This window comes from Paenibacillus phytorum, assembly GCF_013141715.1.
Classification (GTDB): Bacteria; Bacillota; Bacilli; order Paenibacillales; family NBRC-103111; genus Paenibacillus_E; species Paenibacillus_E phytorum.
Genome location: NZ_WHOA01000176.1, coordinates 1 through 26,026, shown reverse-complemented (window position 1 = coordinate 26,026; position 26,026 = coordinate 1). Strand labels below are relative to the sequence as shown.

The following is a 26,026-nucleotide window of genomic DNA, read 5'->3' as shown; positions in this document are numbered from 1 at the left end:
TGTGCAATTCGATTCGGTGACATCCCTGAAAGACGGGTTCCGAGTCATCGATCAAAAGGAGACGACGCCGGGTCATATCCGGATTGTGGCTGCCAGCCTGGGCGCAGTCGTGCCTGCCCAAGGCGATTTGCTCGCAATCAAATTTATTGCCAAATCTGTCACCCAGGCAACCAATACGACAATTTCTGTAGATCATGTTAAGATTGCCAATGCACAGGGGAACGAGCTGCAGGTCGGCGGAGCTTCCCGCGAGATCCAAATCACTATACCTACGATACCTGTAGATAAGTCGCTCTTGAACATGGCGATCACAAGCGCCCAGGCGAAGTACGATGCAGCAGTGGAAGGTAATGAGGACGGACTGTATGCGATTGGCTCCAAAGCGCAATTGCAGTCGGCTATCGATGCAGCCAAATCTGCAGCAAACAATTCGAATGCTACACAACTGCAGGTGGATAGCGCGAAAGTCGCATTGGAAGCGGCAGTTCAAGTGTTCGAAACCAAGCGAATAACTGCAAATGTCAATGGACAAGGCGGTATAACGATTGGAGACTTGGCTTCGGTTGCAGTTGCCTACGGCAAACAACAAGGTCAAACGGGCTGGAATGAGAAAGCGGATGTAAACCATGACGGCAAAGTTGATATTGTAGACCTTGCTATTGTAGCCAAAGCGATCTTGCAATGAACCAACCACACTTCAATGAACCTTAACCCTCAATAAAAACACTATTGGACTAATCCTCACTACATCATTAAGCAGATCTGTGCCATTCGCACAGGTCTGCTTTCTATCATGATTATAGTTCTGCGACAATGGTGGTCGAGAGTGTTTGATTGGGAAAAAGACTTAGGTGTAGAAATGAGGGGGATCTATGAACCAGGATATTTGCCGAGCGATAGTTGTTGATGATGAAGTTTGGATTCGCGAAGGCATTCAAAATAACTTAGATTGGTCATCTTTGAATATTCAATTGGTTGGTGTATTTGAGAACGGATTGGATGCATGGGAGTATTTGGAGAGCCATGATGTTCAAATCATCATTTCAGATATCCGTATGCCCGAAATGTCCGGATTAGAGATGGCAACCAGGCTGATGTCTCTTTCACGGCCCTACCCCACGAAAATCTTTTTTTTAAGCGGCTATGACGATTTTAAATACGTGCAGGAGGCTATACGTCTTGGAGCTATCGATTACTTAATGAAACCGATAGGGATCGAGGAGCTGACAAGGGTGCTACAAAGGGGGAAAAGCGAATGGGATCACTGGGTTAAAGCCAACCGTCACAATCAGCCTAAGTTGACGATTGACAATAACGAAATGCCCAAGTCGTTTCAGATTACTAATGCCTTGGATATCATCCAAACACGATTTACGGAAGAATTGCAACTAACGGATGTAGCAGATGCTCTCTTCATCTCGCCTAATTACTTAAGCCGGCTTTTTCGCAAGGAAATGGGAATGCCCTTTCAGGATTACATCGGTTGCCTGCGAATCGATCATGCTTGCAAATTGCTTACAACCAGCGTTCTTAAGATATATGAAGTTGGAGAGCTGAGCGGATTTTCAACAGCACGGCATTTTAATGATAAATTTCAAAAGCTGAAAGGAATCTCCCCGGGTGACTATCGCCGACGCTATTCATAGGCGTTCGTTACGATTTTAAACCAACGCAGAAAGCAAGGTGAACGCCATCATAAAACCAATTCATTCCGTTTCTATTCGCACACTATTACTTGGCGCTTTTCTAACGCTGATGCTGATTCCTTTTGTAGTTATTGCTTTGATTACTTATCATAAGGAAAATCAAATTATTCAGAAGCAAACAAGTCAGTTACTCCTTCAAACCGTTGAACAGACGCAGCGCGCAATGGATGCCAATTTAGCGGAAATTGACCGCTTGACATGGGCTTTACTATATGATCAATCGTCAGATCTGGATTTTCTTAACGGTTCTTTCGGCTCTGCCTATCAAATATTTGAGGCAAGTCAACGTTTTAAAGAAAAATTTTACACCGATATGTTTAGGGGCAGGCTGGAGTATATTCAGGCTGTTCATTTTATTACTCCAGAGATGAATATCCTTTCTACAGATAACACTTTCAGGTCAAAGAGTCAGTTGGATCTTGCAAATTATCAATATATCGTAAGTCAAATTGACAAAGAACCGCTTCAGCTTCATTGGTTTAGTAAATCGAGGGAAGTCTTTCATCCGAAGGAAAGCTTTGATACGCCAATCAAGGAGTCGGTAACAGCGACTCGCCGTTTGATTGACAGTAATTCAGGCAAATTGAAAGGGTATTTATTTATACAATTTAACGACAGGTTTATCCAAGAGAATTTGCAAAATGTTCAGATCGGGGCAACCGGGGCCATCTATGTGTCCGATCGTTCAGGCGATCGAGTTTACCAGCAAGAAAGGCAATTGATGGACAACAACACTAAGCTTATTGAAGCAATAAACTCCATAACCAATAAAGAGCGTGGATATCAGATTGTCGATAACGAATGGCTGTTAGCCTTCAATAGCTCCGAAGTTAGTGGCTGGAAAATGACAGCTATCGTTCCCATGAATGAATTGATTGGAGCGAATCAACAGATACTAAGCTATTTGCTTTTGATGACCTTAATGGGAGCAGTTGTCTCCATTATTATTTCTTTTTTGCTAGCGACTTCGATCTCTAAACCGGTTATACAGCTGGCCCGTCATATGTCCTCGGCTTCATTGCACCATTTGGTAGAAGAACACAGTCCCATACGGGAATTACGTATTCTAAATAGGAATTTTAATCAATTAATCTTACGTACACGCGAGCTTATCAAGCAAAATGAAGTTCAAGAGCGAGAGAAGCGGGAGGCTTTGTTAAAAGCGTTGCAAATGCAAATTCATCCTCATTTTTTGTATAACACATTGGATACCATGTATTGGATGTCTATTAAATATAAAGCAGAGACTGTCAGTAAGCTGGTTACGGCGCTTGGAAGGTTTTTCAGATTCACCTTGAGCTCAGACAGAGAATGGATATCGATTCAACAGGAAATGGAACATATTCAAAATTATTTGACCATTCAATCGTATCGATACCAGGATAAATTCAGCTATCAACTTTCGATAGAGGAAACGATTCGCAATAATAGGATCATGCCGCTAATTTTGCAGCCGTTGGTTGAAAACGCCATTGAACACGGAATTTCGAAGTCGAGTGAGAAGGGGACGATTTCGATCGTGGCGTGTAAAATCGGCGACAAGGTGTGCATCTCTATTGCGAACACAGGGGGGCGATTGGATCTGGAACATGTCAAGCAATTATTAAATGCCGATCACGCCAGTGAACATGTTGGCTTGCGTAATGTTCAGCAGCGCATTAAACTTGCGTTTGGCAAAGAATACGGATTGCAGTTTTCTATCAATACGATAGATGGAACCGTGGTTATCGTTACTTTGCCTCACCAAGATCTGTTCGCAGCGAAACCGATGGGGGTCTGACCATGAAATTTAGGCTGAACCGAATCGTTTATGTTTCTTTCGTTTCTTTCTTGCTTCTGATCGTCTGGGCTGTAAGCGGAGTCGTGTTAATGAATCGGGTAGATATTGAGCCATCTGAGGCGGTCAGCGCGAAGCGAACGGTTAAAGTACTCATCCGAACCGGTTCCGAATCGGCAGGCTTGCGCCAAATCGCTAAAGTGTTTGAGAAGGAATCCGGAATCCAGGTGGAATTCATAGAGCTGGGTCGCGATGTTTACTTTACATCGGTAGGAACGCAGCTCTTTGCCGGAACGAATGCGTTTGACGTTGTTTTTTTGCCGAACACCTCGATCGCGCAGTTTGCTGACACGAAAGCGCTGCAACCGCTAGATCCCTTTATGAATGATTCTCGGTATACGGATCGGCAAACGTTTGATGTGGATGATTTTCTTTCGACTTATCCGTATAAAGGAGCTACATTCGCGCTTCCGACGGACATCAGCACGCATTTTCTTTATTATCGCTCGGATATAATTTCGAAACCGCCGGAAACCTGGGATGAGCTTTACGCTGTGGCTGAGAAATTTACGAAGCAGCGTAATGAAGACTCGCCAACTCGCTGGGGGCTTGCCATGCCTGCCGTCGTACCTGAGGAACGATCTAAAATATTCTCCTCATTACTCTGGACCTATGGAGGAGATGTGATCGAGGAGAATACGGGAGAAGTGCTTTTTGACCAGGCAGGTTCAATTTCAGCTGGTTCGTTTTTGAATCGTCTTGTTCAAGAGCGCATAGTTCCCTCAGATATGATTACATGGGATTTTTCCAGAACGAGAGATGCGCTTCTTTCGGGTGAAATCGCAATGGCAGCACCCTATTGGAATTCAGCAATCGATATGATTAAGCAGAGTGATTCTCCTTACAAAAATGCAATTAAGATCGCCTTGATTCCGGGAATCCGTGATCAAGCCGGAGGCATTTATCGAACGCCGTTTCAGCACGGTTGGATGCTGGCGATGAATGCAAACGCGAAGCATCCAGTTGATGCGTGGGAATTTATTAAGTTTGCCACAGGAAAGCGTGGCGGGAGCATATACGCCCAATTTGGCGGAGTTCCTGCAAGGCGATCCATTTTATCCGACCCTTCATTTTCCAGTAAGAGGCCTGACTTTGCTCTGATTCTGGAAAGCATGAAGACCGCAAAAGCTGAGCCTTCCCTGACCTATTATCCGGCTATGGTCGAAATCGAGAATGATGCGTTAGCCAAAATACTGACCTTGCACGAAGACCCGAAAAGCACCCTGCTTTATGCTGCCAGTAAGCTTCGGAATCTGGTTGAGAAGGTCAGAAACTGAGTGTAATCGGGAGGAACAAGGGCATGCTTGTGACCGCTATCATGAATGTTTATATACTTGGGCCTGTAGTCTGCTTATTCCATTTGGAACTGCTGATTACAGGCTTATTTTTTTGTATTAGAAACTTCTAATAGATTGTTAGGCTTTTCTGTGCTTCATAACGGAATAAATGATAGATTTCATACGTTATCTTACCGGGCAAATTTATTTAAAATAAAAGATGTAAAAGCGTTTACAAACTTTATGGAAATGGGAAGGGGAATACCAATGAAACACACACTCAAAGTAACTTTTTCTGTCTTGACAGCTACGGGTCTTCTGCTTTCGGCTTGCAGCAGCACGACGAAAACTCCAGAAGCTTCCAAACAGCCAAACACAGATAATAAGCCTGTAGCAACACAGCAGGCTGCAAAAAAGGAAGTCGAAATCTTTAGCTGGTGGACAGGTGCAGGCGAAGAAGCGGGTCTAAAAGAACTGATTAGACTGTTCAAGATGAAGAATCAGGATATTGAAGTAATCAACGCTGCGGTTGCTGGCGGCGCCGGCACGAATGCCAAGGCTGTTCTCGCCAGCCGTATGCAGGGTGGAGATCCGCCGGGTACATTCCAGGTCCATGGCGGCGCTGAATTGAATTCCGGTTGGGTGGCAGCTGATAAAGTTCAACCTCTGAATGATCTGTATGAGCAAGAGGGCTGGAAAGACAAGTTTCCGAAGGATTTGATTGAGTTAGTCAGCAAAGGTGACAAAATTTATTCCGTACCAGTCAATATCCATCGCGGCAACGTAACGTTCTATAACAAAAAAGTATTCGAATCGAATGGGTTGCAGCCGCCAAAAACGTTTGACGAATTTTTCAAGGTTGCGGATGCGCTTCAAGCAAAGGGGATTACACCGTTAGCGTTGGGTGACAAAGAGCCTTGGGCGGCTACGATGCTGTTCGAGAACGTGCTGCTTGGCCATATGGGAGCTGATGGCTACAAGGACTTGTTCTCAGGCAAAGTGAGCTTTGACGATCTGAAAGTTAAAGAATCTCTGGAGATTTTCAAAAAAATGCTAACCTACGCGAACAAAGATCATGCAGCAAGAAACTGGCAGGACGCTGCGCAACTGGTCGCCAAAGGCGAGGCTGCTATGAATGTCATGGGAGATTGGGAGAAAGGTTACTTCACGACAGACCTGAAATTAAAGCCGAACGAAGAATTCGGTTGGACACCGACTCCAAATTCTGAAGGCAGCTTCATGGTCGTTACGGATACATTTGCATTGCCTAAAGGCGTTAAAGATCCGAATACGGTCAAGGAATTCTTGAAAGTACTGGGCTCGGTTGAAGGTCAAGATGCTTTCAATCCTTTAAAAGGCTCCATACCTGCACGCGTGGATGCGGATGTATCTAAGTACGACGTTTACGGCAAACAAACCATTGAGGACTTTAAGAAAGCGAAGCTGGCGCCTAGCCTTGCACACGGCTCTGCGGCATCCGAAGGCTTCTCGACGCAAGTGAATCAAGCCATCACAGTCTTTGTAACGAAGGGGGATGTGAATCAAGCGGCTGCCGCTTTCAAACAAGCAGCTTCGTCAAACGGCATTTCCAAATAAGATAAAACAGAATTGAGGTTGAGGGCTGATTTTTCAGCCTTCCTCCTACATTCGGAGAAGGATGGAGAGGACATGAACTCAGTCAGACCAATAAATCCTACTGATATTGCATCAAAAGTTCATAATAGAGAAAAAAGAAGAACATGGAAAATGGAGACCCTTATTCCGATTTTAATGCTAGCGCCTTCCCTGATCGCAATAGCCATTTTCGTATACGGTTTTATTACTTGGACGGGTTACGTTTCACTCAGTAACTGGAATACGCTTAAACAAGATCTTTCGTTCGCCGGACTCGCCAATTTCAAGTTTTTATTTGGCGACTTCCGTTTCCAGTCGGACCTTCGAAATACATTGATGTTTACCGTACTGTTTATTGCGTTCTCTATGATTATCGGTATCATTTTGGCCATGCTTATAGATCAAAAGATTCGTGCAGAAGCATTGTTCCGCAATATATTCATGTTCCCGTTAGCACTTTCCTTTGTTGTCACTGGTGTTGTCTGGCAATGGATTCTTAACCCTACAACAGGCGTCAATTTACTGCTTAAAGGTCTTGGCATCAAGGATGGGCCTGAGTGGTATATCAGTACAGACGTGATTCCTCAAGTCACATGGGGGCAAATCGAATTCGGACTTCCGCTCGCAATTATTGCCGTCGTTATTGCTGCGGTATGGCAGCAGTCCGGCTTTTCCATGGCTATGTATCTGGCCGGATTGCGTGCAATCCCGGAGGAACTGCGAGAAGCGGCGCGGGTTGACGGTGCAACGGAACGTCAAGTCTTTTTTCAAATCATATTACCGATGTTGAAACCCGTGACCATCAGTATGACGATTATTTTGGGTCACGTATCTCTGAAAATATTTGATTTGATCTACGCAATGACAGGTCCCGGCGCCATGTTTGTAACGGATATGCCCGGTGTATATATGTTTGAGACTACCTTCAGGGGGAATCATTACGCCCAAGGGGCAGCGATCGCGATGATCATGCTGATCATGGTATCTCTGCTAATTGTTCCCTACTTAGTTTCACAAACCAGAAAGGGGGAGTCGTAGGTGGCAGGCACATCATCTTCCAGAATCATGCGTACGCTCCTATATTGCGCTTTAATTGTAACGGGAATATTATATTTAGCTCCGATCTATGTGCTGCTCGTTACCAGCTTCAAGGGATTGAGTGAAGTTACACTGGATCGGATGTGGATGCTTCCTGAGAAGTTAGACTTCACAGGGTATCGAATAGCAATGGAAAAGCTGTTTCCTAATCTGATGAACAGTCTGATGCTAGCCGTTCCGGCGACGCTGATTTCTTCCTTGCTGGGATCGATGAATGGATATATATTATCCAAATGGCAGTTCCGTGGCTCCAATTTTCTATTTACTTGTATGCTCTTCGGCATGTTTATTCCCTATCAAAGCGTTCTAATTCCTTTAATCCGGTTTCTCCAAAATTTAGACTTGTACAATTCGATTCCGGGGCTCATTTTGGTTCACGTCGTTTATGGTCTGCCGATTTGTACGCTCATTTTTCGCAACTTCTACGCGGGAGTTCCAATGGAATTGTTAGAAGCTGCAAAAATTGACGGTACTGGTTTTTTTGGGATTTACCGCTATGTGATTTTTCCAATATCAATCACGGGTTTTGTTGTCGTTGGTATCTGGCAGTTTACCAGTGTCTGGAACGAATTTTTGTTTGCGGTGACGTTGACGACTCAAAAACAGCAGCCCATCATGGTAGCGCTGCAAAACCTCTCGGGAAGTCAAATTGTACAATGGAACGTCCAAATGGCCGGTGCTTTGCTGGCTGCACTGCCTACATTGCTGGTATATATTTTCTTGAGTCGTTATTTTGTTAAAGGGATTATGGCCGGATCGATTAAAGGTTGAATAGCCGAGCGACCATAAAGAAACAAAGTTGAAAAAGGAGGGCTAATCCTTTAAATTCTGCCATTAGCAAACGCCTTCGGAACATAAAACGTTAACCCCGACATAAGTACAACCTTGTCAACCCCATAAGGGATAGGGTAAAAATCAGTAGTGTTGCATTAAAGTTAACATGTCTGGACTAGACTCGATATATCCAAATTATGCTATAAATGTAAAATTATTGTCGTTCATAACAATAAAAAATCTCCATAATTAGGATAATAGGTCGAAGAACTTCCCGTTGTCTCAGAATCTAAGATTCTCCGGGACGTGAAAGTGATTTTGGGCAAAGACAAGAAACGAATGACGCCTGTGTTACGTATGATCGAAACGACCGATGATAAAGGCAATCTGGTTCGGATTATTACGAATCGATTTGACCTAAGCGCTGAAGAAATCGGTGATCTGTACCGGAGTCGCTGGCAGATCGAGACGTTTTTTCGCTGGGTCAAGCAGCACCTGAAATTGACTCGGTTTTACGGCACTAGCGAGCAGGCGGTCATCAATCAGATCTGGATTTGTCTAATTGCGTACTGTTTGGATTTGCTAGTCAAGTTGAACTTGGAGACAAAAAGGCCGCTCTCGGAGCTTGTGGATATCTTGAAAACTTTGTTATGGAAACCTTGGGATAACTTTATTGACGCTGTAGCACGGCCGCCAAGTCGAACCTCAAAAGGCAGACAGAAAAAAGCCTGAAAATACGCGACCTAGGTAATGAATTAAATCAGCAAAACCGCTCATTTAAATGGATATAAATACCAAATGGACAGCAACTGCCTGAATCGAGAGACCTCCTTCATTTTTTAGCTCTTCGACCCAAAATAATATTTTCAGAAAATTTAAATAACTATGAATGTCAGGGTTTATGCAACGCTACTGAGTAGATCTAAAAATGGAGTAGGGTTCTTTCTTGGGGGGGGCACAATCCCGAGAATAACCTACTTTTTTTGTTGTCCGTTAAGACTTCAAATTTTGTTCACAAACAATTTTACTTCATCAATAGGGTGACTGTTTCATGTTAATTTACGCCCTGCATGAGCGTTATCTCTTGGTGTTAAGTCCTGAATGCCGTGCCGAAGGTAATATTGTAAAATAATTACACTCCTCACACCATGGTAAACGAAATCGGGATTCAATAGTCTCTTTCGCGACCAACTTTTAATTGTTGCCATTTGTGAAAGAATCAAGTAATCTTTGGTCAAATGCGTAGATGCTCAACTAAAGGAGGAACGGAATGATGTTGTCTAGATTGTGGCATTACAATACGTTGCGGAACCAGATCTTGATTGGATTCATGCTAGTCATGACCGCAGTATTAGTCATTTTTGGCTTCAATACTTATCGCAGCGTGTCCGGACTCTTAAAAAAGAGTGCAGCCAAACATATCCAAGAGACAGCGGTGCAGGCCAACGGAAGGTTTGATGCGCTGATCGGGCAAATGGATACCTTAACGGCCCAGATCATGACCGATGTTTATGTTCAGGAGCTTCTGCAGGGCGACTTGAACGGACATCCCCCGGATTTTACTGAAAGACAGAACCTCGCCCGAACCGTGGGGCACTACCAAACCTATTCGAAAGGAATCAATCGGATCGAACTGTATACCGGGGATTACCGGAGGCTATTTCCGCTAGATGAACAAAGCTTGGATTCACGGGTGAAGCAGGAGTGGATCCAGAAAGCGGATGCCCTTAAGGGAAAGTTATTATGGCTTGGTCTTGATCCCAGGGAGCCGGAAAATGTGCTGGCCCTTCGAAGGGTTAACCTTGTGGACCGCTGGTTTTCATCCGGCGGTTACCTTCTCGTCAGTTTGGATAGGAGCATCTTCGAGCCCCGCGAATCCTTGGAGGCCGACAGTATGGCGGAGGTTATGGTATTAATGGATCCGGAGGGGCTTCCGATCCTATCGAACCTGACTAGTTTTCCAGAACACTTCGATCTGCTTCATGAAGCGGGTCCCAATGTGACATTGAACGACCAGGAATATATGATGATCCGACAAAAATCCGCCGAAACCGGCTGGACCCTCTTTATTCTGACGCCTATACGAGAGGTGACACAAGGTATCTCGGTGCTGCGGACGGCCATTCTGATGTCGGGTCTTATCGGCTTCCTCCTATTTCTCCTTCTTTCCTATCTGGTATCGGGTCTTATTACCAAGCCGATTCTCCGATTGATCAGAACCATGAGGGGAGCAAGAGACGGCGTATTGAAGAGAATTTCACAAAACTCAAGGACTATGGAGCTTCAGGAGCTGAACAACACTTATAATCAGATGGCGGACAACATCAACGAACTAATCCGGCTGGTTTACGAAAAGGAGCTAATTCAAAGCCGGACTGAGCTAAAGGCGCTTCAGGCGCAGATCAATCCCCATTTTTTATACAACACTTTGGAAGCGTTCTACTGGTCCTTGTCGGATAAAGGTGAGGAGGAGTTGGCGAATCTGGTTATCGCTCTGTCCGATATTTTCCGGTATGTCATTTCGGATACGGGCCGTCAGGAATGGGTTACGATGCGTGAGGAACTCGAGCATATCGAACGGTATTTGCAAATTATGAAGATGCGGCTTGGAAGCCGACTGGGCTGGACCATCGTATGTCCGGAGCAATACGGACTTGTCCACTTGCCCAAGTTGCTGATCCAGCCTTTAGTGGAGAATGCCATCGTCCATGGTATCGAGGAACGTGTGGACGGTGGCACTGTCTGTGTCCGGATCGAGCCTTCCTCTGATCGTTCCTTCCTAAGAGTAACTATAGAGGATGACGGATCCGGAATGGAGGATGCAGTGAGGAAAGAGCTTTTGCTCGCGGTTCCTTCCGGAACATCGTCCGCTTCCAAAGGGACCGGGATAGGCCTCCGTAATGTGAAAAGAAGGCTGGAGCTTTATTATGGATTGACCCCAGGTGAGCTGACCGTGGAGAGTTTGCCTGGGTATGGTACAACCGTATGTTTTCAAATTCCGATAGAGGGAGAGACATATAATGAGAAAAATGCGAACCGTACTGGTCGTGGATGATGAACCGAGAACTCGCGAAGGAATCCGGAAGACGCTGGAAGCCGAATGGGATGGCGAGATGCGAGTTCTGATAGCGGGGAGTGCAGCGGAAGCGGCGGCAATCATGGAGGAGAATCCCATTCATTTGCTCATCACAGATATCCGGATGCCGGAAATCAGCGGGCTCGCCATGGTGGAGGACCTGAGGAACCACGGTTTTAAGCCGGTTGTGATCGTCATTTCCGGCCATGCCGTCTTCGATTATGCGCAGCAAGCCATCAGATTAGGCGTAGCGCAATACCTTCTGAAGCCGCTAGGTAAACGCAAGTTGGTGGAAGCCGTGAAACAGGCCTTGGAGTTGGGGAAATCGAGGGAAAAGCAATTGACTTTGGAAAAAGTGGTGGACACCCGGCTACTTGAAATGAATGGTGTGGAGGCTTCAGTCTGCGAGCCGATTGAGAAGGCCAAACGGTATGTGGAGGAACACCTCGACAAGGGACCGGGGCTTAAAGAGGTTGCCGAGCATGTGCATCTGAACGCCAGCTATTTCAGCTTCCTGTTCAAGGAGCAAATGGGATTCACCTTTAGTGAATATATCTCTAGACGGATGCTCCAGAAGGGAAAGGAACTACTGCTTATGACACCGCTTCCCGTCCAAGAAATTGCGGAGCAAGTAGGATATCAGAACAGCAAGTCTTTCATCAAGGCATTCAAAAAATACACTGGATTCAGTCCAGGCCAATATCGGAAGCAAATGACGGAGGGAGATACGGACATCGGACGGGATGAAATCTAAAGATTGGAGAACTTTCCCCAATGACCGTTACCTTATAAGTACGGACAGGCTATGGTACGATGTAGAAGTAGTAAAGAACGTCCAGCAGTTACACTTCAATTTTTAAAACAAGGGGGAAGTAAAAGTGGTAAAAAAAGCGTTTACAGGACTTATGGCAATGACACTTGGAGTGGTTGCCCTGACCGGCTGCGGGGTAAGCAAGGATTCCGGCAGCACGTCCGAAGCCTCCAAATCTCCGGCGGCATCAACGGTAGTATCTCCGGCTGCAAGCAAGGCGGATAAGGTAACGATCAATTTTATGCATTCCTGGCCGGCTGGCAGCTTTAAACAGCAGAATGCCGTCTTAACCCGCATAATCGACGATTATCAAAAAGCTAATCCGAACGTGACGGTAAAAACTGAAGTTCTTGAGAATGAACAGTACAAGAGCAAGCTGAAGGTTCTTTCGGCGTCGAACCAACTGCCGGATGTGGGCTTTACTTTTGCGGCTGGCTTCCTGGAGCCTTATGTAAAGGGCGATCTATTCGAGCCTCTCGACGATGTATTGAATAACAAACTAAAGGATAAATTCGTTTCTGGCACCACCGAGGCTTATGCCGTTAATGGCAAAACCTATGGTTTACCTGTCGAACTTAACATCGTTCCCGTTTATTACAATAAAGCGATTTTCGCAAAAAACAATTTGCAGGTTCCGAAAAGTTACGATGAATTCCTGAATGTTGTGAAAACGTTGTCAAATAACAATGTTGTCCCGATTGCTTTGGGCAACAAAGACCGTTGGACAGGTTCCTTATGGTACATGTACATGGCGAATCGGGTCGGCGGCAACGATCCGCTGAAGAAGGCTATCGCTAGAACCGGTTCTTTTGAAGAGCCAAGCCTAATTCAAGCGGCGAAAGATGTTCAGGGTCTGGTTGATCTGAACGCTTTCAATAAAGGGTTCAACGGTCTCTCCTACGATGAAGGCAAATCCGAGTTTATGAACGGAAAAGCCGCTATGTACTTGATGGGCACTTGGGAATTGCCAAGCTTCACAACCAATCCGGATGTTCCGAAGGAATTCAAAGATAACGTTGGTTTCTTCAAGTTTCCTGCAGTAAACGGCGGTAAGGGCGATATAAACAGTTGGGTTGGCGGTCCTGGCGCTGGACTCTTTGTTGCCAAAAACTCAACAGTTAAGGCTGAGGCGAAGAAATTTGTGGAATATTTCGTGGATCAGTGGGGCAAGGTTGCTGTCACCGAAGCTGGCGTCATTCCCGCAACCAAAGTGGACACTGGTACTGTGAAGCTTCCTCAATTATACATTGACCTTCTGAATGAGCTGAACAATGCTAGCAACATCACACTGTTTGCCGATGTCCAGATGAAACCTTCTGCTGCGGAGACTCATCTGAATATGATCCAGGCACTCTTTGGCAAGGCTGTTTCTCCTGAGGAATTTGCCAAGAAGCATGAGGAAGCGCTAGACAAAGCGGCGAAGGAATAATCGGTCGTCGAAGTTGAAATTCCCGTTTAAAAACAGGAAGGGGACAGATCTTAAGGATGATGTCCCTTCACTTGTTAACAAACGAAAGGAGAAACGGCTTATGGACAAAGTAATGTCCAATAAAAATATTATCGCGTTATTTGTTCTCCCGTCTCTGATGTTGATTCTGTGTCTTATTTATATGCCAATAGTGCTAACGGGTTATTATGGGCTTACGAAATGGAATGGTATCGGAGCACCAACCTTTATTGGATTGGAGCATTACCGAACGTTGCTTGGGGACGCCCAGTTCTGGGACAGCGCCAAACATTCCTTATTGCTCGCCTTGTTCTCGGCCTTGAGTCTGGTCGTTTATCTGGCTGTGGCTTTGGTGCTGACCAGTCGAATACGAGGCACCAATCTTTTTCGTAAAATCTACTTGATTCCTATGCTTTTGTCATCGGTGGCTATTGCCCAGCTTTGGCTCAAAATATACCATCCGACAAACGGGATCCTTAACGCTTTTCTGGAATCTGTCGGCGTGAATAATCCGCCTTCTTGGCTAGCGGATACAAAGCTTGTACTATTTGCGATTTTCATACCGATTCTTTGGCAGTATGCCGGATTTTACATTCTAATCTATTATGCCGCTTTTAAAAATATTCCATCCTCGCTACTTGAGGCCGCCACGATTGACGGCGCGGGACCGCTGCAGATCGCTTGGTCTATCAAGTTGCCTCTGGTCGCCGAGGTATTTAAAGTTACGATTGTCCTGGCAGTTGTAGGGTCGCTCAAATATTTTGATCTTATTTATGTAATGACCAATGGAGGTCCGAATGGAGCCAGCGAGGTGATGGCATCTTACATGTACCGTCTTGCATTCAAAAGCTTTGACTTTGGTTATGGAAGCGCCGTCGGTTTCTTCCTGCTGCTCATTTGCTTGGCAGTTACATGGCTGATCCGAATGTGTACGGCTTCTAAAGAAACCGTACAATACTAGTAATTCAGGAATAATTTGCAAGAAAATCGAAGAAGCGATGGTGTAAGAAAGGAGTCGCAATGAACACACACATAGCCGTCACCCCATTGCGGAAGGAATTCATGAAGTTACGAGTTGGCATTCCGGCATTATACATCATTTTATCAGGGGTTGCTCTAGTGCAGCTTTTCCCTCTGATCTGGCTGTTATTTTTTTCACTCAAAAGCAATCAGGATGTATTTAACCTTTCACCTTTTTCTTTGCCTACGCACCCTCATTGGGCAAACTACGCGAAGGCTTGGACGGATGCAAATATTGGCCGCTATTTTCTGAATAGCATCTGGATTACTGCAGCGTCTGTCGTATTCACGGTCCTACTGGCCAGCTTTTCAGCTTACGCTATCACTCGTATGAAATGGCGGCTTAACTCATTCGTACTTGGATTGTTTATGGTCGGAATGATGATACCCGTCCATTCCACTCTGATTCCGTTGTTCAACTTGTTTAGCAACATCGGTTTGAAGGATAATCCGCTGTCCGTTGTACTGTCCTATATTGCTTTCAATCTCCCCATCACCCTGATGATTCTGCTGGGCTCTTATCAAGTCTTGCCTCGTGAAGTGGAGGAAGCGGCAGTCATGGATGGATGCACAGTTCCCAGAATGTTCTTCCAAATCATTTTGCCAATGACGTCATCCGCTATTTCCACAACGATGATTATTAATATGATTTATAACTGGAACGAATTTATTTTTGTCAATACATTTATCAGTTCGGACAAATTGAAGACGCTGACTGTAGGTGTCCAGAATTTCGTCGGTCAATACACGACCGATTGGGGAGCTATAGGTGCCACGCTGATGATCAGCATTTTGCCTATTCTGCTCATGTTCTTTATCCTGAGCGACAGAATTATGGAAGGTATGACAGCGGGTGCGGTTAAAGGTTAGAAAAACGAATAAGCTGGGGAGATAGCAGACATGTCAAGAATTATGGCAGATCACAACACTGAGGTTAAAGCGCGGGCCAAAACGCTTGTTTCTCAAATGACACTTGACGAGAAAATTTCTCAGATGCTTTACAACGCAGCGGAGATACCAAGACTGGGGCTTCCGCGTTATAACTGGTGGAATGAAGCGCTTCATGGCGTAGCAAGAGCCGGGATCGCCACTGTGTTTCCGCAAGCCATCGGTCTCGCAGCGTCCTTTGATGCAGGTCTTCTTGAGCGAATTGCGGATATCATCGCAACCGAAGGAAGAGCGAAGCATCATGAATCCCAGCGACAAGGGGATCGCGGCATGTACAAGGGGCTGACCTTCTGGTCGCCTAATGTGAATATTTTTCGCGATCCGCGTTGGGGAAGAGGGCATGAGACGTATGGTGAAGATCCTTATCTAACCGGCAGACTGGGTGTAGCCTACATTAAAGGGCTGCAAGGAGATCATCCGCAATATTTGAAAGCGGCGGCCTGCGCCAAGCATTTTGCTGTACACAGCGGCCCGGAGGAAGTGAGACATTCCTTTAATGCAATTGCGTCCAAGAAGGATTTGTACGAGACGTATTTGCCTGCTTTTCGGGATTGTGTAATCGAGGGACAAGTCGAAGCCGTCATGGGCGCTTACAATCGAGTCAATGGGGAGCCAAGCTGTGGAAGCGAAACGCTGCTCAAGCAAATCTTGCGCGGAGAATGGGGTTTTCACGGTCATGTGGTCTCTGATTGCTGGGCAATCAAGGATTTCCATGAGCATCATCATGTAACTAGTACGATAGAGGAATCGGCGGCGCTGGCACTGAACAACGGTTGCGACTTGAACTGCGGCAATGTGTATTTGCATCTGAAATCCGCCTATGAGCAAGGGCTCATTACCGAACAAACCATCGACATTTCCATCACGCGCTTAATGGAGACGAGAATTCGCTTAGGGCTGCTGGATGACGAGAAGCAAGTGCCGTACACGTCGATTCCCTACGAGGTCGTGGAGTGTGAGGAGCACTTGGCATGCGCTCGTCTGGCTGCCGAGAAATCGATGGTGCTTCTCAAAAATCAGGGCATTCTCCCTCTCAAGCGCGATGCGGTTCGCTCCATAGCTGTCATCGGTCCGAATGCGGACAGCCGTCAGGCGTTGATCGGCAACTACTGCGGCACAGCTTCTCGGTATTATACGGTACTGGACGGAATACGCGAAGCCGTCCAGCCTGGAACGCGAATCTATTACGCGGAGGGCTGTCATCTTTACAAGGATCGCGTCGAGGTGCTGGCCGAGCCCAAGGATCGCTTTGCCGAAGCGCTTTCGGTTGCAGAGCGAGCAGATGTTGTCGTGATTTGCTTGGGACTTGATGCCTCATTGGAAGGGGAGGAAGGCGACGTATCGAATGAATATGCAAGCGGTGACCGCAAGCATCTTCAACTGCCAGGTCTCCAGCAAGATCTGCTAGAGACGATTCATGCAACGGGCAAGCCCGTTATACTTGTCTTGTTATCTGGAAGCGCAATAGCTGTTAATTGGGCTGACGAGCATGTCGAGGCCATCGTACAAGCTTGGTATCCAGGGGCAGAGGGGGGAAGAGCGGTAGCGTCTTTGTTGTTCGGTGATAGTAATCCTTCCGGACGTTTGCCAGTTACTTTCTACCGAAGCGTTGAAGAGCTCCCCGATTTTTGCGATTACAGCATGGAGAATCGAACCTATCGGTATATGATGCAGGAAGCCTTGTATCCGTTCGGATACGGTCTTAGTTATACAACTTTCCAATACGAACGCGTGGACTTGGCGAAAATGATTTATGAGCAAGGACAATCCGTTCACCTGAACATCTTGGTTAAGAATGAAGGCAAATATGCCGGAGAAGAAACGGTTCAGCTATATGTGAAGGCTCTGGATGCATCATTCCGTACCCCCAATTGGCAACTAAAAGGGTTCAGAAAGGTGTTCCTGAAACCTGGTGAGGAATGCCTGGTGAGCTTCTGCCTGACAGATGAAGAACTGGCTCTGTTTGATGAGGAAGGAGCAGCCGTTGTCGAGCCGGGTGTTTTCGAAGCTTATATCGGCGGCAGCCAGCCCGATAGTCGGAGTATAGCTCTTACAGGCAGATCACCTGTCTGTTACCGATTTGAAATTCAATAGTCAATCAAAGTAATTTGAGAATAGTGGTAAGCTCCTTGTGTATGGCCAGCATGTAAACTGGCCAGCACTTTATAAAAATTAAGAAAGCGCTTACCTGAACACCGACAAAATAAAATTGGGAGGTATTAAATAATGATTAAAAAGAGGATAATTTTATTGTTTTTAACTTTAATGATGTGTACAAGTTTCATTGTGGCAGCGCCAACAACATCAAATGCGGCAACTTATACTCAAACTTTGCCAAAAACTTCGACACCAGCTAATAGTATTATAGTATTGGATGTCAACATAGACAAATCATATCATACCTGGGAGTCTCAAGAGGCGCTGCTGGCTATATCTGTAATCCAAGGAATAGTCAATAGGGACAGTACTACAAAAATATATGTTGTAAACTACCAGTTTGAACATTTGTGGGATGCCCCCAACTTTAACAGAACCGCTCTGGATATACCTGCATATTTTAATGTCCCCAAAACATATGCCGTATTAGACAGAACTAAAAAGTATCCAGCATTATTTTATTTACTTAAAAATTATGGGAATGTTATAAAAGGTAAGATCAAAATACCAAGTTTATCGGGAGACAGCTCTTACCCGCAAGGAGTCCTTTGCGCGGCCATAACTGCTTCGGCATTCGAAGATACTATCCCTGTAACAAGCGCGATGGATACGTATATTGCAGATGAAGGTTATAACTATACTCAGAAATATGACTTGACAAGTATGACAAGTGACCAGGCCTTTGACTGGTCGTATAGCAATTATTTTAGAGCTGAGACTAGCAGGAATGTAGTAGCTACAGTAACTACGGGATCAACTTATGGAACAGGTCCTAACGATATGATTTCGGGAGTCTATGATTATTTTATTGCGAATAAAGTGTTCGTATTTAATTGCAGCAATTCTAAAAATTCGACACTCTTAAACTCAACAAATTATCCACAGGGGACGCCAGTCATGGGTATGACTTATGACGAAGGACCCTTTATAGATAATATTCATAATTTGGGTTATCCAATGGTTATGGCCTATGGCTGGAATTGGTCAGTTACCTCAGCATTTACTTCGGATTACAGTAATTATAAGCAACAGCATGCGCCTGTTGCTAAAACTATAGACCCAAATGGTGTATATTTGTCATTTATGGTTTCTGATGGAGATAATATGGGGGCTCCTTTAAATTATCATACCATAGACAGACTTTATAGCGAACATAGTGGACAGGTACCTATCGGATGGACATTTAATCCGCTTTTAATGGATATTGATCCAAAACTAGCGGAGTTTACATCAAGACAGTATCCTGATGTTTACGAGAATATCTTAGATTCACATGATGGCACTCAGGGTAGCTTTCAGGAAAGTAAAACTCCAACCGGATATAATAATTTCTTTAATAAATTGAAAAGCTATGGCGATAATATGCATTTCTATTCCTACAACGATTTAAGCACTAACGAGATCGAAAACTATGCAAAACATACAGCGCCCTACTTTCTACTGGCAGGCTATACAAACTATACGCCGAATTTTGAGGAGTATTATGCACCTACAAATTCTTTGATAAAAGGCTTGAAAATTGGATATCAAGGTAATTTCCTTTCAATGGCCAACGATATAAGAAGTAATTCTTCTGGAAGTGGACCTGTATTTCTAGGTGTAGATATGAACTCAGGCAGAAATGGTACTAACAATGGCCGTGAGGAATATACCTTTGGTGATACAGCGAACAAGGTTTATCAAATAACTCAGAATTTACTGAGTAATCCACAAGGGAAAAATTACTACTTCCTGACACCAAAGGATTGGGCAGCAACCTGGAAATTGTCAAAAGGTTATATATCCTCACCAGGAACACCATATACTCCTGATGCTACCGATACAAACTGGCTTCCGCCTATGCCTCTTCCAAGAAGCGGTTGGACGATTACTACTTCAAATAACCAATCGGATGCTCATTTAATGACGGATGCTAACCTTGATTCCAAGTGGTCAACATATACTACCCAGACTCCGGGTCAATATGTACAGATAGACCTTGGGTCAGCTCAGACATTTAATAAATTTACCATGGAAGTAACAAATTCGATAGGCGACTATCCCAGTGCGTATAGTGTATATGTATCAAACGATGGGATAAATTGGGGTTCAGAAGTTGCCAGTGGTGTAGGATATAACGAATACACGCTGATAACTTTCCCGAAAACCACGAGCCGCTATGTCAAGATTGTCCAGACCGGTACAAACAGTGCTCATTACTGGTCAATCCATGAACTGAACCTGTACAATTTTGATGGGACCATGCTTGCACCGCAACCGAGCCCATCACTGCAACTAAACACAAACACGTTCTCCAAGATAGAAGCAGAAAGCTTCGATTCCTCATCCGGAGGTATTGCAGCCGTGGACAGTTCAGAGGGTGGACAAAGCATTGGAGGTACTGCAAATGGCAGCTATGCGGTATATAAAAATATAGACTTTGGAGTAGGTGCTTCAGCATTCAGCGCAAGGGTATCTGCTGATGCGAATTCCGGCGGTAATATTGAAGTAAGGCTTGACAGTCCTGCAGGTACACTGGCGGGAACACTTACAGTGGATCCTACTGGTGGGAACTATCAGACACTAACATCCGGTACTACCAGTATTACGGGTATCCATGATGTATACCTGGTATTTAAGACCACAAATACCAATGTAGGCAGCTTAAACTGGTTTAAGTTCCTTCATCGGAGTGTGCTGGCACAGATGGAAGCGGAAAACTACGATTCCAAGTCGGGAAGTTTATCGGTTAACTCCACCGTGGACGGTGGGCAACAGGTGGAAAATGTAAGAAATGGTGACTATGCGGTATACAAAGACATTAACTTTGACGACTTTGATAGGTCCGGCGGCTCTATGGCATTCAGTGCAAGGGTATCTGCCGATGCGTCAAATTCAGGCGGCACGATTGAAGTAAGGCTTGACAGCCCGACAGGGACATTGGCAGGAAAACTTGATGTCAATCCCACAGGAGGATGGACTACCTATCAGACGCTGTCTACCACTATTAACAATGTCAGCGGAACTCATGACGTATATCTGGTGTTTAAGACGTCGCATACCTATGTATGTAACATCAACTGGTTTAGGTTTGATATACGGAAGTTGAATAGTATTGCCATTACAACCCCCCAAAAAAAGCTGACTTACTACGTAGGGGAAAGCCTTGACTTAACAGGGATGGTAGTGACAGGTACCTATGGGGATGGTTCGACAAATGTAGAGAATATTACAGCAGCCAATGTAAGCGGCTTTGACAGTTCAGCTCCGGCAGCAAGCCAGACACTGACCGTGAAAGTAGGAGAAAGGACGGCGACCTACAACGTAGCGATTGTCAAAAAAGACGCATTCAATACGTTGGAAGCAGAAAGCTTCAATTCCAAGTCGGGAAGCATTGGAGGAGGTACTACTCTCGCAGGCGCAAGCGGTGGGAAAATCGTAGATAATGTTAGAAACGGCGATTATGCAGTATATAATAATGTTGATTTTGGCAGCGGTGCTACCAGTTTCATCGCAAGTGTATCTAGAGACCAATTTGCAGGCGGTACTATTGAAGTAAGGCTTGACAGTGCGACAGGAACACTTGCAGGAACACTTGCCGTAGATACCTATAAAGGCTGGACGACCTATGAGACTAAAAAAACCAATATTCAAAATATCTCAGGTGTCCATAATCTATATCTGGTATTTAGGACCGGACAAGGCAATACCACCGGCTATGTATGCAACATGGACTGGTTTAAGTTCAATGCGGACAGCAAAGTCGTGACTAATATTACAGCACCTGCAGCTGTTACAGGATTGACAAATGGAACCGCACAAACAGCGGAAGCCCTTGGGTTACCAGCAACCGTACAATTGGTTACCGATGCAGGAAACGTCAATGCCAATGTGGCATGGGATGTGAATGCATCAAGCTATGATCCGGCTGTGAAGACGGAGCAGACCTTCACGGTAAGTGGAACTGTAACTCTGCCTGCAGGAGTGGTAAATCCGAACAACGTAGCATTGACAACAAGCGTCAGCGTGACTGTGCTGCCGGCGCCAGCAACACCAAAGTCTACATTGACAGGTGTACAGCAGGTACTTTCTGGCCAAACCTTCACTTTGACGATGGGACTGGCAGATGTTACGCAAAGCGTATACCAGCAAGTGTATGCGCAAGATTTCACACTACAGTATGACCCTGCAAGTTTGCAATTCGATTCGGTGACATCCCTGAAAGATGGGTTCCAAGTCATCGATCAAAAGGAGACGGCGCCGGGTCAACTCCGAATTGTGGCTGCCAGCGTAGGCGCGAACGTACCTGCCCAAGGCGATTTGCTCGCAATCCAATTTAAGGCCAAATCTGTCACCCAGGCAACCAATACGACAATTTCTGTAGACCATGTAATGATTGCTAATGCACAGGGGAATGAACTGCAGGTCGGCGGAGCTTCCCGTGAGATACAAATAACTATACCTACTATACCTGTAGATAAGTCGCTCTTGAACGCAACGATCACAAGCGCTCAGACGAAGTACGCTGCAGCAGTGGAAGGCAATGGAGATGGACTATATGCGATTGGCTCCAAAGTGCAATTGCAGTCGGCTATCGATACGGCTAGTGCAACTGCGAATAATTCGAACGTGACTCAGCAGCAGGTGGATAATGCGAAAGCCGCATTGGAAGCAGCAGTTCAGTTGTTTGAAAGCAAGAAAATAACCGCAGATATCAATGGAGGCGGTATCTCAATTGGAGACTTGGCTTCCGTTGCAGTTGCTTTCGGTAAACAACAAGGTCAAGCGGGCTGGAATGAGAAAGCGGATGTTAACCATGACGGCAAAGTTGATATTCTAGACCTTGCCATTGTAGCCAGAGCGATCTTGCAATAAACCAGCTTCGAATGATGATGGATTAGATGGATCGATAAAGAAATGCGGGGAGATCTTGTGTCTCCTCCCTTTCATTTCCAAGTGCTGCACGTGGCTCAAACGGTTAAATCAACCCACACCATGTTATGCGAAAGGGAGAATTCTTCGATGATAAAAAAAATACACGCATTCAGTCTGATGTTTCTTTTGTCTATGCTTTTACTTTCACCACTCGGTATACAAGCAAGCTCCGGCCCGACCTTTTTGCTTTCCATCTCGGACGACAGTATATCGGAAGAAGGTAAATTCCAAGTGACGGTGAGTGGAAATCAAGTAAGCGACTTGTACGCATATGAAGTCAAGTTATCTTTTGATACAAACCATTTGGAGTGTATCAGTGGTTCTAGTGGTAAGAACGGCTATGCTGTGGGGCCTATTGTGGAAGGGAACAAAGTTCTAATTGCGAATTCGCTAACAGGCAATGCTCCAGGCAAGAACGGGAATGTGACACTGGCAACGCTGACATTTAAAGCGAAAAGTCAAGGATCGGCCGAAATTGCACTGGACAGCGTGAAACTGGTGAATTCGCAGTTAGTGTCTAATGATGTTTCTGGCAACAGCAAAGTATCGGCTAATATAACCAAAAAGGGAATGGACCACACTAATAAGAAAGATGTGTTTAATAATGACATTGTTAGTGTAAAAGACTTGATTCAAGCTATCCAGTCTAAGGTAGAGGAAGCCAAGACATCTAATACGAAAGTTGAACTGGCTGACATTAAAGGACACTGGGCCGAAAAGACCGTCGGTACATTCGTGAAACTGCGCATAATCGATGGATATGAGGATGGATCGTTCCATCCGGATGGCAAAATTACACGAGCCGAGTTTGCAGCGATTATCGCGCGCGTATTCGATATCAGCAGCCGTCCTAATCATTCCGTTATACTGAACGATCTCGACAATCACTGGGCTAGGGTTGTTATTGAGAAGCTCGCAAGCTCAGGGGTGATTGCCGGTTACGAAGACGGAACCTTTAAGCCGGACCAAACGATCAGCCGAGAGGAAATGGTCGTCATCTTATCCCGTGTTATCAACTTGAGTAATCTGGATAAAGATGCTTCCAAGGGTAACTTGACAGATTTGGCAAGCGCAAGTTCCTATGCAGTGAACCAAATCAAAGATGCGGCTGAAGCTGGCCTCATCAGCGGCAAGAACGATGGAATATTTGATCCGCATGGTAACTCCACACGTGCGGAGGCTCTTACGGTCATTCTGAATGCATTGAACCTTGACCCTCAGTTGAAATCACTATTGGACAGCTTGGACTAAATCTCCTTTCATCATTAGGCAGATCTGAGGGGACTTCAAGTGGAAAAAGGAGGGCTAATACCTTGCAATTTTGCTTATATGACAACAAATATGAAGAGGTTATTCTTATAAAAAACAATATACGATCAGCTATTAGATATAAGATGGAATGCAAAATGTCTAGCGATGTTTCTGTACTTCCCATCCTGACAAAAGATGAGTATTTGTCTTTTCCCGCTTCGTTTCGAGGAGAAGTTAACGGTCTCTCTTATTTACTATATGAGGTTCCGGGCGTTTTGGAGGCAAGGTATGATCAAGTTATTGTTCGGGATCGACATCGCCTCCAGTCCCTGGATCGAAATGTAGGTAAAGTAGATAAAAACATGTAAGTCGTAGACTTCTACGAACATAAAGCTTAACCCCGACATAAAAGCAACCTTTATGCTGGGGTTAAGGTATGTTTTAGCACAATTTCAATAGAAGGTATGAGCTGATTGAGGAGTTACGTTTGGGTTACAAACAGTATCTTCAACACATGGATGATGAAGAGTATGTGTTCAGCTCAAGTGGAACAGGCGTTCCAATCAAACGGATTCGAGTATATCGAATTTTGAATCAGGCTGCCAAGGAAGCCGTGATTATGAGCTAACTCCTTATACTTCAAGGTGACCAACGTTGCAGAATGATAAATAATTTTTTAAGCACGGATACGTTTTTGGTTGTTTGATACGTCTTACTTAACGATTGTGTACCGACTTCATTTAAACGCATTATTTTCAGTCCGAAAGTAAGAGACCATCCGTTAATTATGTCAAGCGTTCAAGAAGGTGGGATTGGAGTGATCATTTAGAAATGGGAAGTTTAATAACAGCACAAATAAAAGCGAGAGATTTTCATCGCGTAAAACCTGAATACGCATTAGCTTTAGCACACTAATCATGGGGAAGTGTCTTACCATATATGGATATATTGTTAGAATGAAAAAAATAGAAACTAAGATTATAGATTTATATGAATATGGCGTGAAATTTCAAATCGATCAGCCAGCTCAATCTCAATTGTTTAAACTTCTCAATTATTTTTCACTGGAACTTAGAGAAACACCGCTCGTTCAAAATTGTAAATTCATTATAATGGATGGTAAAAAATACTTTATGCATCTTTATTTCAAAGGGCTACTTGGCAAATAAGATCTGCTTACATATATTAGGGGGCATATGCAAAAACGAATCCTTTATTTGTGGTATCACATGTTAAGTCGCCTCTATATACTTTGCTGCTGAAAGAGGTTCTTCTTGAGTCGAAGCCCATTTGCGATATCTCCCTCTCACTCCAATCCCACCATGTGATCACAGATGCTTGAAAGAGATCGAAATTTCGCATATCAGTTGCATTTGTACTACATTCTTGCGGTCATCACAAAACGGTATTGTATTCCAAAGTGTTTGTTTTTTTTACCACCTATATACGAGGTCGCTCCTCTCGTAAGACCTCGATCAAGGTTTATCTCATAAAATGAGGTATGGGGGAAATAGGATAACATGACAGTTATATTTTTAAATGCACCCCGCTTCATATCAACTGCTCTGGTACGTTGCAATCACTTAGACGAGCATCATTTTTTTGCCAATTCGTACACTTCTATCTTTTTACTTCAAGAGGGGCGCGGGGAAGTTTACGACGGGGAGCAGTTGCTATCGATCAGCGAGAGGGACTTATTGGTCATTCATCCATCGTCTGAGTATCGCATTCGAGCAACATCGGAAATATGCATTCGAGGCGTTTTAATTTCAATTGATGGGTTACATTTTTCAGGTTTGTCGCAAGGACTTTTGTTTGAACCTCATTTGCAGCCCATTCTCAGAATTGGAGAAGATTTTAACAAAATCAACCGTTTTTTTTCTGATATTCATAAAGAAGCGACCGCAACTGAAGTTGGATTTTTAGATCTTATCGCTTCCTTGCTTCAAACGTTATTTATCTTGCTTTTCAGACTCACTGAACATCACCTTCGATCATCGACGAATTCCATTTCACAAATTGCGAAGGCTTACATTGAAGAAAATTATCAGAAAGATCTATCCTTGGTTGATTTAGCGGAAATTGTTTATGTGAGC

20 protein-coding genes are annotated in these 26,026 nt (G+C 44.7%); all 20 read left to right on the top strand.

Annotated features, from left to right (window positions below; translation table 11 throughout):
- Positions 1-685: dockerin type I domain-containing protein (locus tag GC098_RS25810; protein ID WP_246358960.1), on the top strand; the 685-nt coding region annotated here is incomplete at its 5' end.
- A gap of 187 nt (positions 686-872) precedes the next feature.
- Positions 873-1,646, top strand: a complete 774-nt coding sequence (locus GC098_RS25805; RefSeq protein ID WP_171646076.1) for a response regulator transcription factor — start codon at positions 873-875, stop codon at positions 1,644-1,646.
- Positions 1,647-1,683: 37 nt separating this feature from the next.
- Positions 1,684-3,486, top strand: coding sequence for a cache domain-containing sensor histidine kinase (locus GC098_RS41310; RefSeq protein WP_171646075.1), 1,803 nt, complete (start codon positions 1,684-1,686; stop codon positions 3,484-3,486).
- Between the two features lie 2 nt (positions 3,487-3,488).
- The gene (locus tag GC098_RS25795; protein ID WP_171646074.1) at positions 3,489-4,820 is read left to right on the top strand and encodes an ABC transporter substrate-binding protein; all 1,332 of its coding nucleotides are present in this window, start codon (positions 3,489-3,491) and stop codon (positions 4,818-4,820) included.
- 267 nt (positions 4,821-5,087) lie between these two features.
- Entirely contained in the window at positions 5,088-6,416 is a 1,329-nt protein-coding gene (locus tag GC098_RS25790) for an ABC transporter substrate-binding protein (protein ID WP_171646073.1), read from the top strand.
- Positions 6,417-6,488: 72 nt separating this feature from the next.
- Entirely contained in the window at positions 6,489-7,472 is a 984-nt protein-coding gene (locus GC098_RS25785) for a carbohydrate ABC transporter permease (RefSeq protein ID WP_171646072.1), read from the top strand.
- A 27-nt stretch (positions 7,473-7,499) separates the two neighbouring features.
- Complete coding sequence (locus GC098_RS25780; RefSeq protein WP_171646080.1) at positions 7,500-8,303, top strand: carbohydrate ABC transporter permease; 804 nt, start codon at positions 7,500-7,502, stop codon at positions 8,301-8,303.
- 309 nt (positions 8,304-8,612) lie between these two features.
- Positions 8,613-9,038: a transposase gene (locus tag GC098_RS41730; protein WP_171646071.1), complete on the top strand. Its 426-nt coding sequence runs from the start codon at positions 8,613-8,615 to the stop codon at positions 9,036-9,038.
- A 538-nt stretch (positions 9,039-9,576) separates the two neighbouring features.
- On the top strand, positions 9,577-11,361 hold the full coding sequence (locus GC098_RS25770; RefSeq protein WP_312880341.1) for a sensor histidine kinase: 1,785 nt from the start codon (positions 9,577-9,579) through the stop codon (positions 11,359-11,361).
- Positions 11,327-12,136, top strand: coding sequence for a response regulator transcription factor (locus GC098_RS25765; protein ID WP_312880340.1), 810 nt, complete (start codon positions 11,327-11,329; stop codon positions 12,134-12,136). Before GC098_RS25770 ends, GC098_RS25765 begins: the two co-directional genes overlap by 35 nt.
- A gap of 124 nt (positions 12,137-12,260) precedes the next feature.
- Entirely contained in the window at positions 12,261-13,622 is a 1,362-nt protein-coding gene (locus GC098_RS25760; RefSeq protein WP_312880339.1) for an extracellular solute-binding protein, read from the top strand.
- A 100-nt stretch (positions 13,623-13,722) separates the two neighbouring features.
- Positions 13,723-14,601: a carbohydrate ABC transporter permease gene (locus GC098_RS25755; RefSeq protein WP_171646070.1), complete on the top strand. Its 879-nt coding sequence runs from the start codon at positions 13,723-13,725 to the stop codon at positions 14,599-14,601.
- A gap of 59 nt (positions 14,602-14,660) precedes the next feature.
- Positions 14,661-15,530, top strand: a complete 870-nt coding sequence (locus GC098_RS25750; protein WP_171646069.1) for a carbohydrate ABC transporter permease — start codon at positions 14,661-14,663, stop codon at positions 15,528-15,530.
- 30 nt (positions 15,531-15,560) lie between these two features.
- Positions 15,561-17,702 (top strand): glycoside hydrolase family 3 C-terminal domain-containing protein, encoded by a 2,142-nt coding sequence (locus GC098_RS25745; protein ID WP_171646068.1) that lies wholly within the window; start codon positions 15,561-15,563, stop codon positions 17,700-17,702.
- A 666-nt stretch (positions 17,703-18,368) separates the two neighbouring features.
- Complete coding sequence (locus tag GC098_RS25740) at positions 18,369-22,619, top strand: carbohydrate-binding protein (protein ID WP_376773951.1); 4,251 nt, start codon at positions 18,369-18,371, stop codon at positions 22,617-22,619.
- Between the two features lie 147 nt (positions 22,620-22,766).
- Entirely contained in the window at positions 22,767-23,930 is a 1,164-nt protein-coding gene (locus GC098_RS25735) for an S-layer homology domain-containing protein (RefSeq protein WP_171646066.1), read from the top strand.
- Positions 23,931-24,085: 155 nt separating this feature from the next.
- Entirely contained in the window at positions 24,086-24,298 is a 213-nt protein-coding gene (locus GC098_RS25730) for a hypothetical protein (RefSeq protein WP_171646065.1), read from the top strand.
- A gap of 119 nt (positions 24,299-24,417) precedes the next feature.
- A complete protein-coding gene (locus GC098_RS25725; protein WP_216625422.1) occupies positions 24,418-24,558 on the top strand; it encodes a hypothetical protein in 141 nt (46 codons plus the stop codon).
- A 328-nt stretch (positions 24,559-24,886) separates the two neighbouring features.
- Positions 24,887-25,099 carry a hypothetical protein gene (locus tag GC098_RS25720; RefSeq protein WP_171646064.1) on the top strand — a complete coding sequence of 71 codons (213 nt, stop codon included), beginning with the start codon at positions 24,887-24,889 and terminating at the stop codon, positions 25,097-25,099.
- A gap of 528 nt (positions 25,100-25,627) precedes the next feature.
- A partial coding sequence (locus GC098_RS25715) for a hypothetical protein (protein ID WP_216625421.1) occupies positions 25,628-26,026 on the top strand: 399 nt, incomplete at its 3' end.

Excerpts from the sequence above, each read along its gene's own strand:
- GC098_RS25750 (WP_171646069.1), top strand. The coding sequence starts at position 14,661 with ATGAACACACACATAGCCGTCACCCCATTGCGGAAGGAATTCATGAAG.
- GC098_RS25790 (WP_171646073.1), top strand. The coding sequence starts at position 5,088 with ATGAAACACACACTCAAAGTAACTTTTTCTGTCTTGACAGCTACGGGT.
- GC098_RS25785 (WP_171646072.1), top strand. The coding sequence starts at position 6,489 with ATGAACTCAGTCAGACCAATAAATCCTACTGATATTGCATCAAAAGTT.
- GC098_RS25770 (WP_312880341.1), top strand. The coding sequence starts at position 9,577 with ATGATGTTGTCTAGATTGTGGCATTACAATACGTTGCGGAACCAGATC.
- GC098_RS25730 (WP_171646065.1), top strand. The coding sequence starts at position 24,086 with ATGTCTAGCGATGTTTCTGTACTTCCCATCCTGACAAAAGATGAGTAT.
- GC098_RS25765 (WP_312880340.1), top strand. The coding sequence starts at position 11,327 with ATGAGAAAAATGCGAACCGTACTGGTCGTGGATGATGAACCGAGAACT.
- GC098_RS25805 (WP_171646076.1), top strand. The coding sequence starts at position 873 with ATGAACCAGGATATTTGCCGAGCGATAGTTGTTGATGATGAAGTTTGG.
- GC098_RS25735 (WP_171646066.1), top strand. The coding sequence starts at position 22,767 with ATGATAAAAAAAATACACGCATTCAGTCTGATGTTTCTTTTGTCTATG.
- GC098_RS25755 (WP_171646070.1), top strand. The coding sequence starts at position 13,723 with ATGGACAAAGTAATGTCCAATAAAAATATTATCGCGTTATTTGTTCTC.
- GC098_RS25720 (WP_171646064.1), top strand. The coding sequence starts at position 24,887 with ATGAAAAAAATAGAAACTAAGATTATAGATTTATATGAATATGGCGTG.
- GC098_RS25740 (WP_376773951.1), top strand. The coding sequence starts at position 18,369 with ATGGATACGTATATTGCAGATGAAGGTTATAACTATACTCAGAAATAT.
- GC098_RS25795 (WP_171646074.1), top strand. The coding sequence starts at position 3,489 with ATGAAATTTAGGCTGAACCGAATCGTTTATGTTTCTTTCGTTTCTTTC.
- GC098_RS25780 (WP_171646080.1), top strand. The coding sequence starts at position 7,500 with ATGCGTACGCTCCTATATTGCGCTTTAATTGTAACGGGAATATTATAT.
- GC098_RS25745 (WP_171646068.1), top strand. The coding sequence starts at position 15,561 with ATGTCAAGAATTATGGCAGATCACAACACTGAGGTTAAAGCGCGGGCC.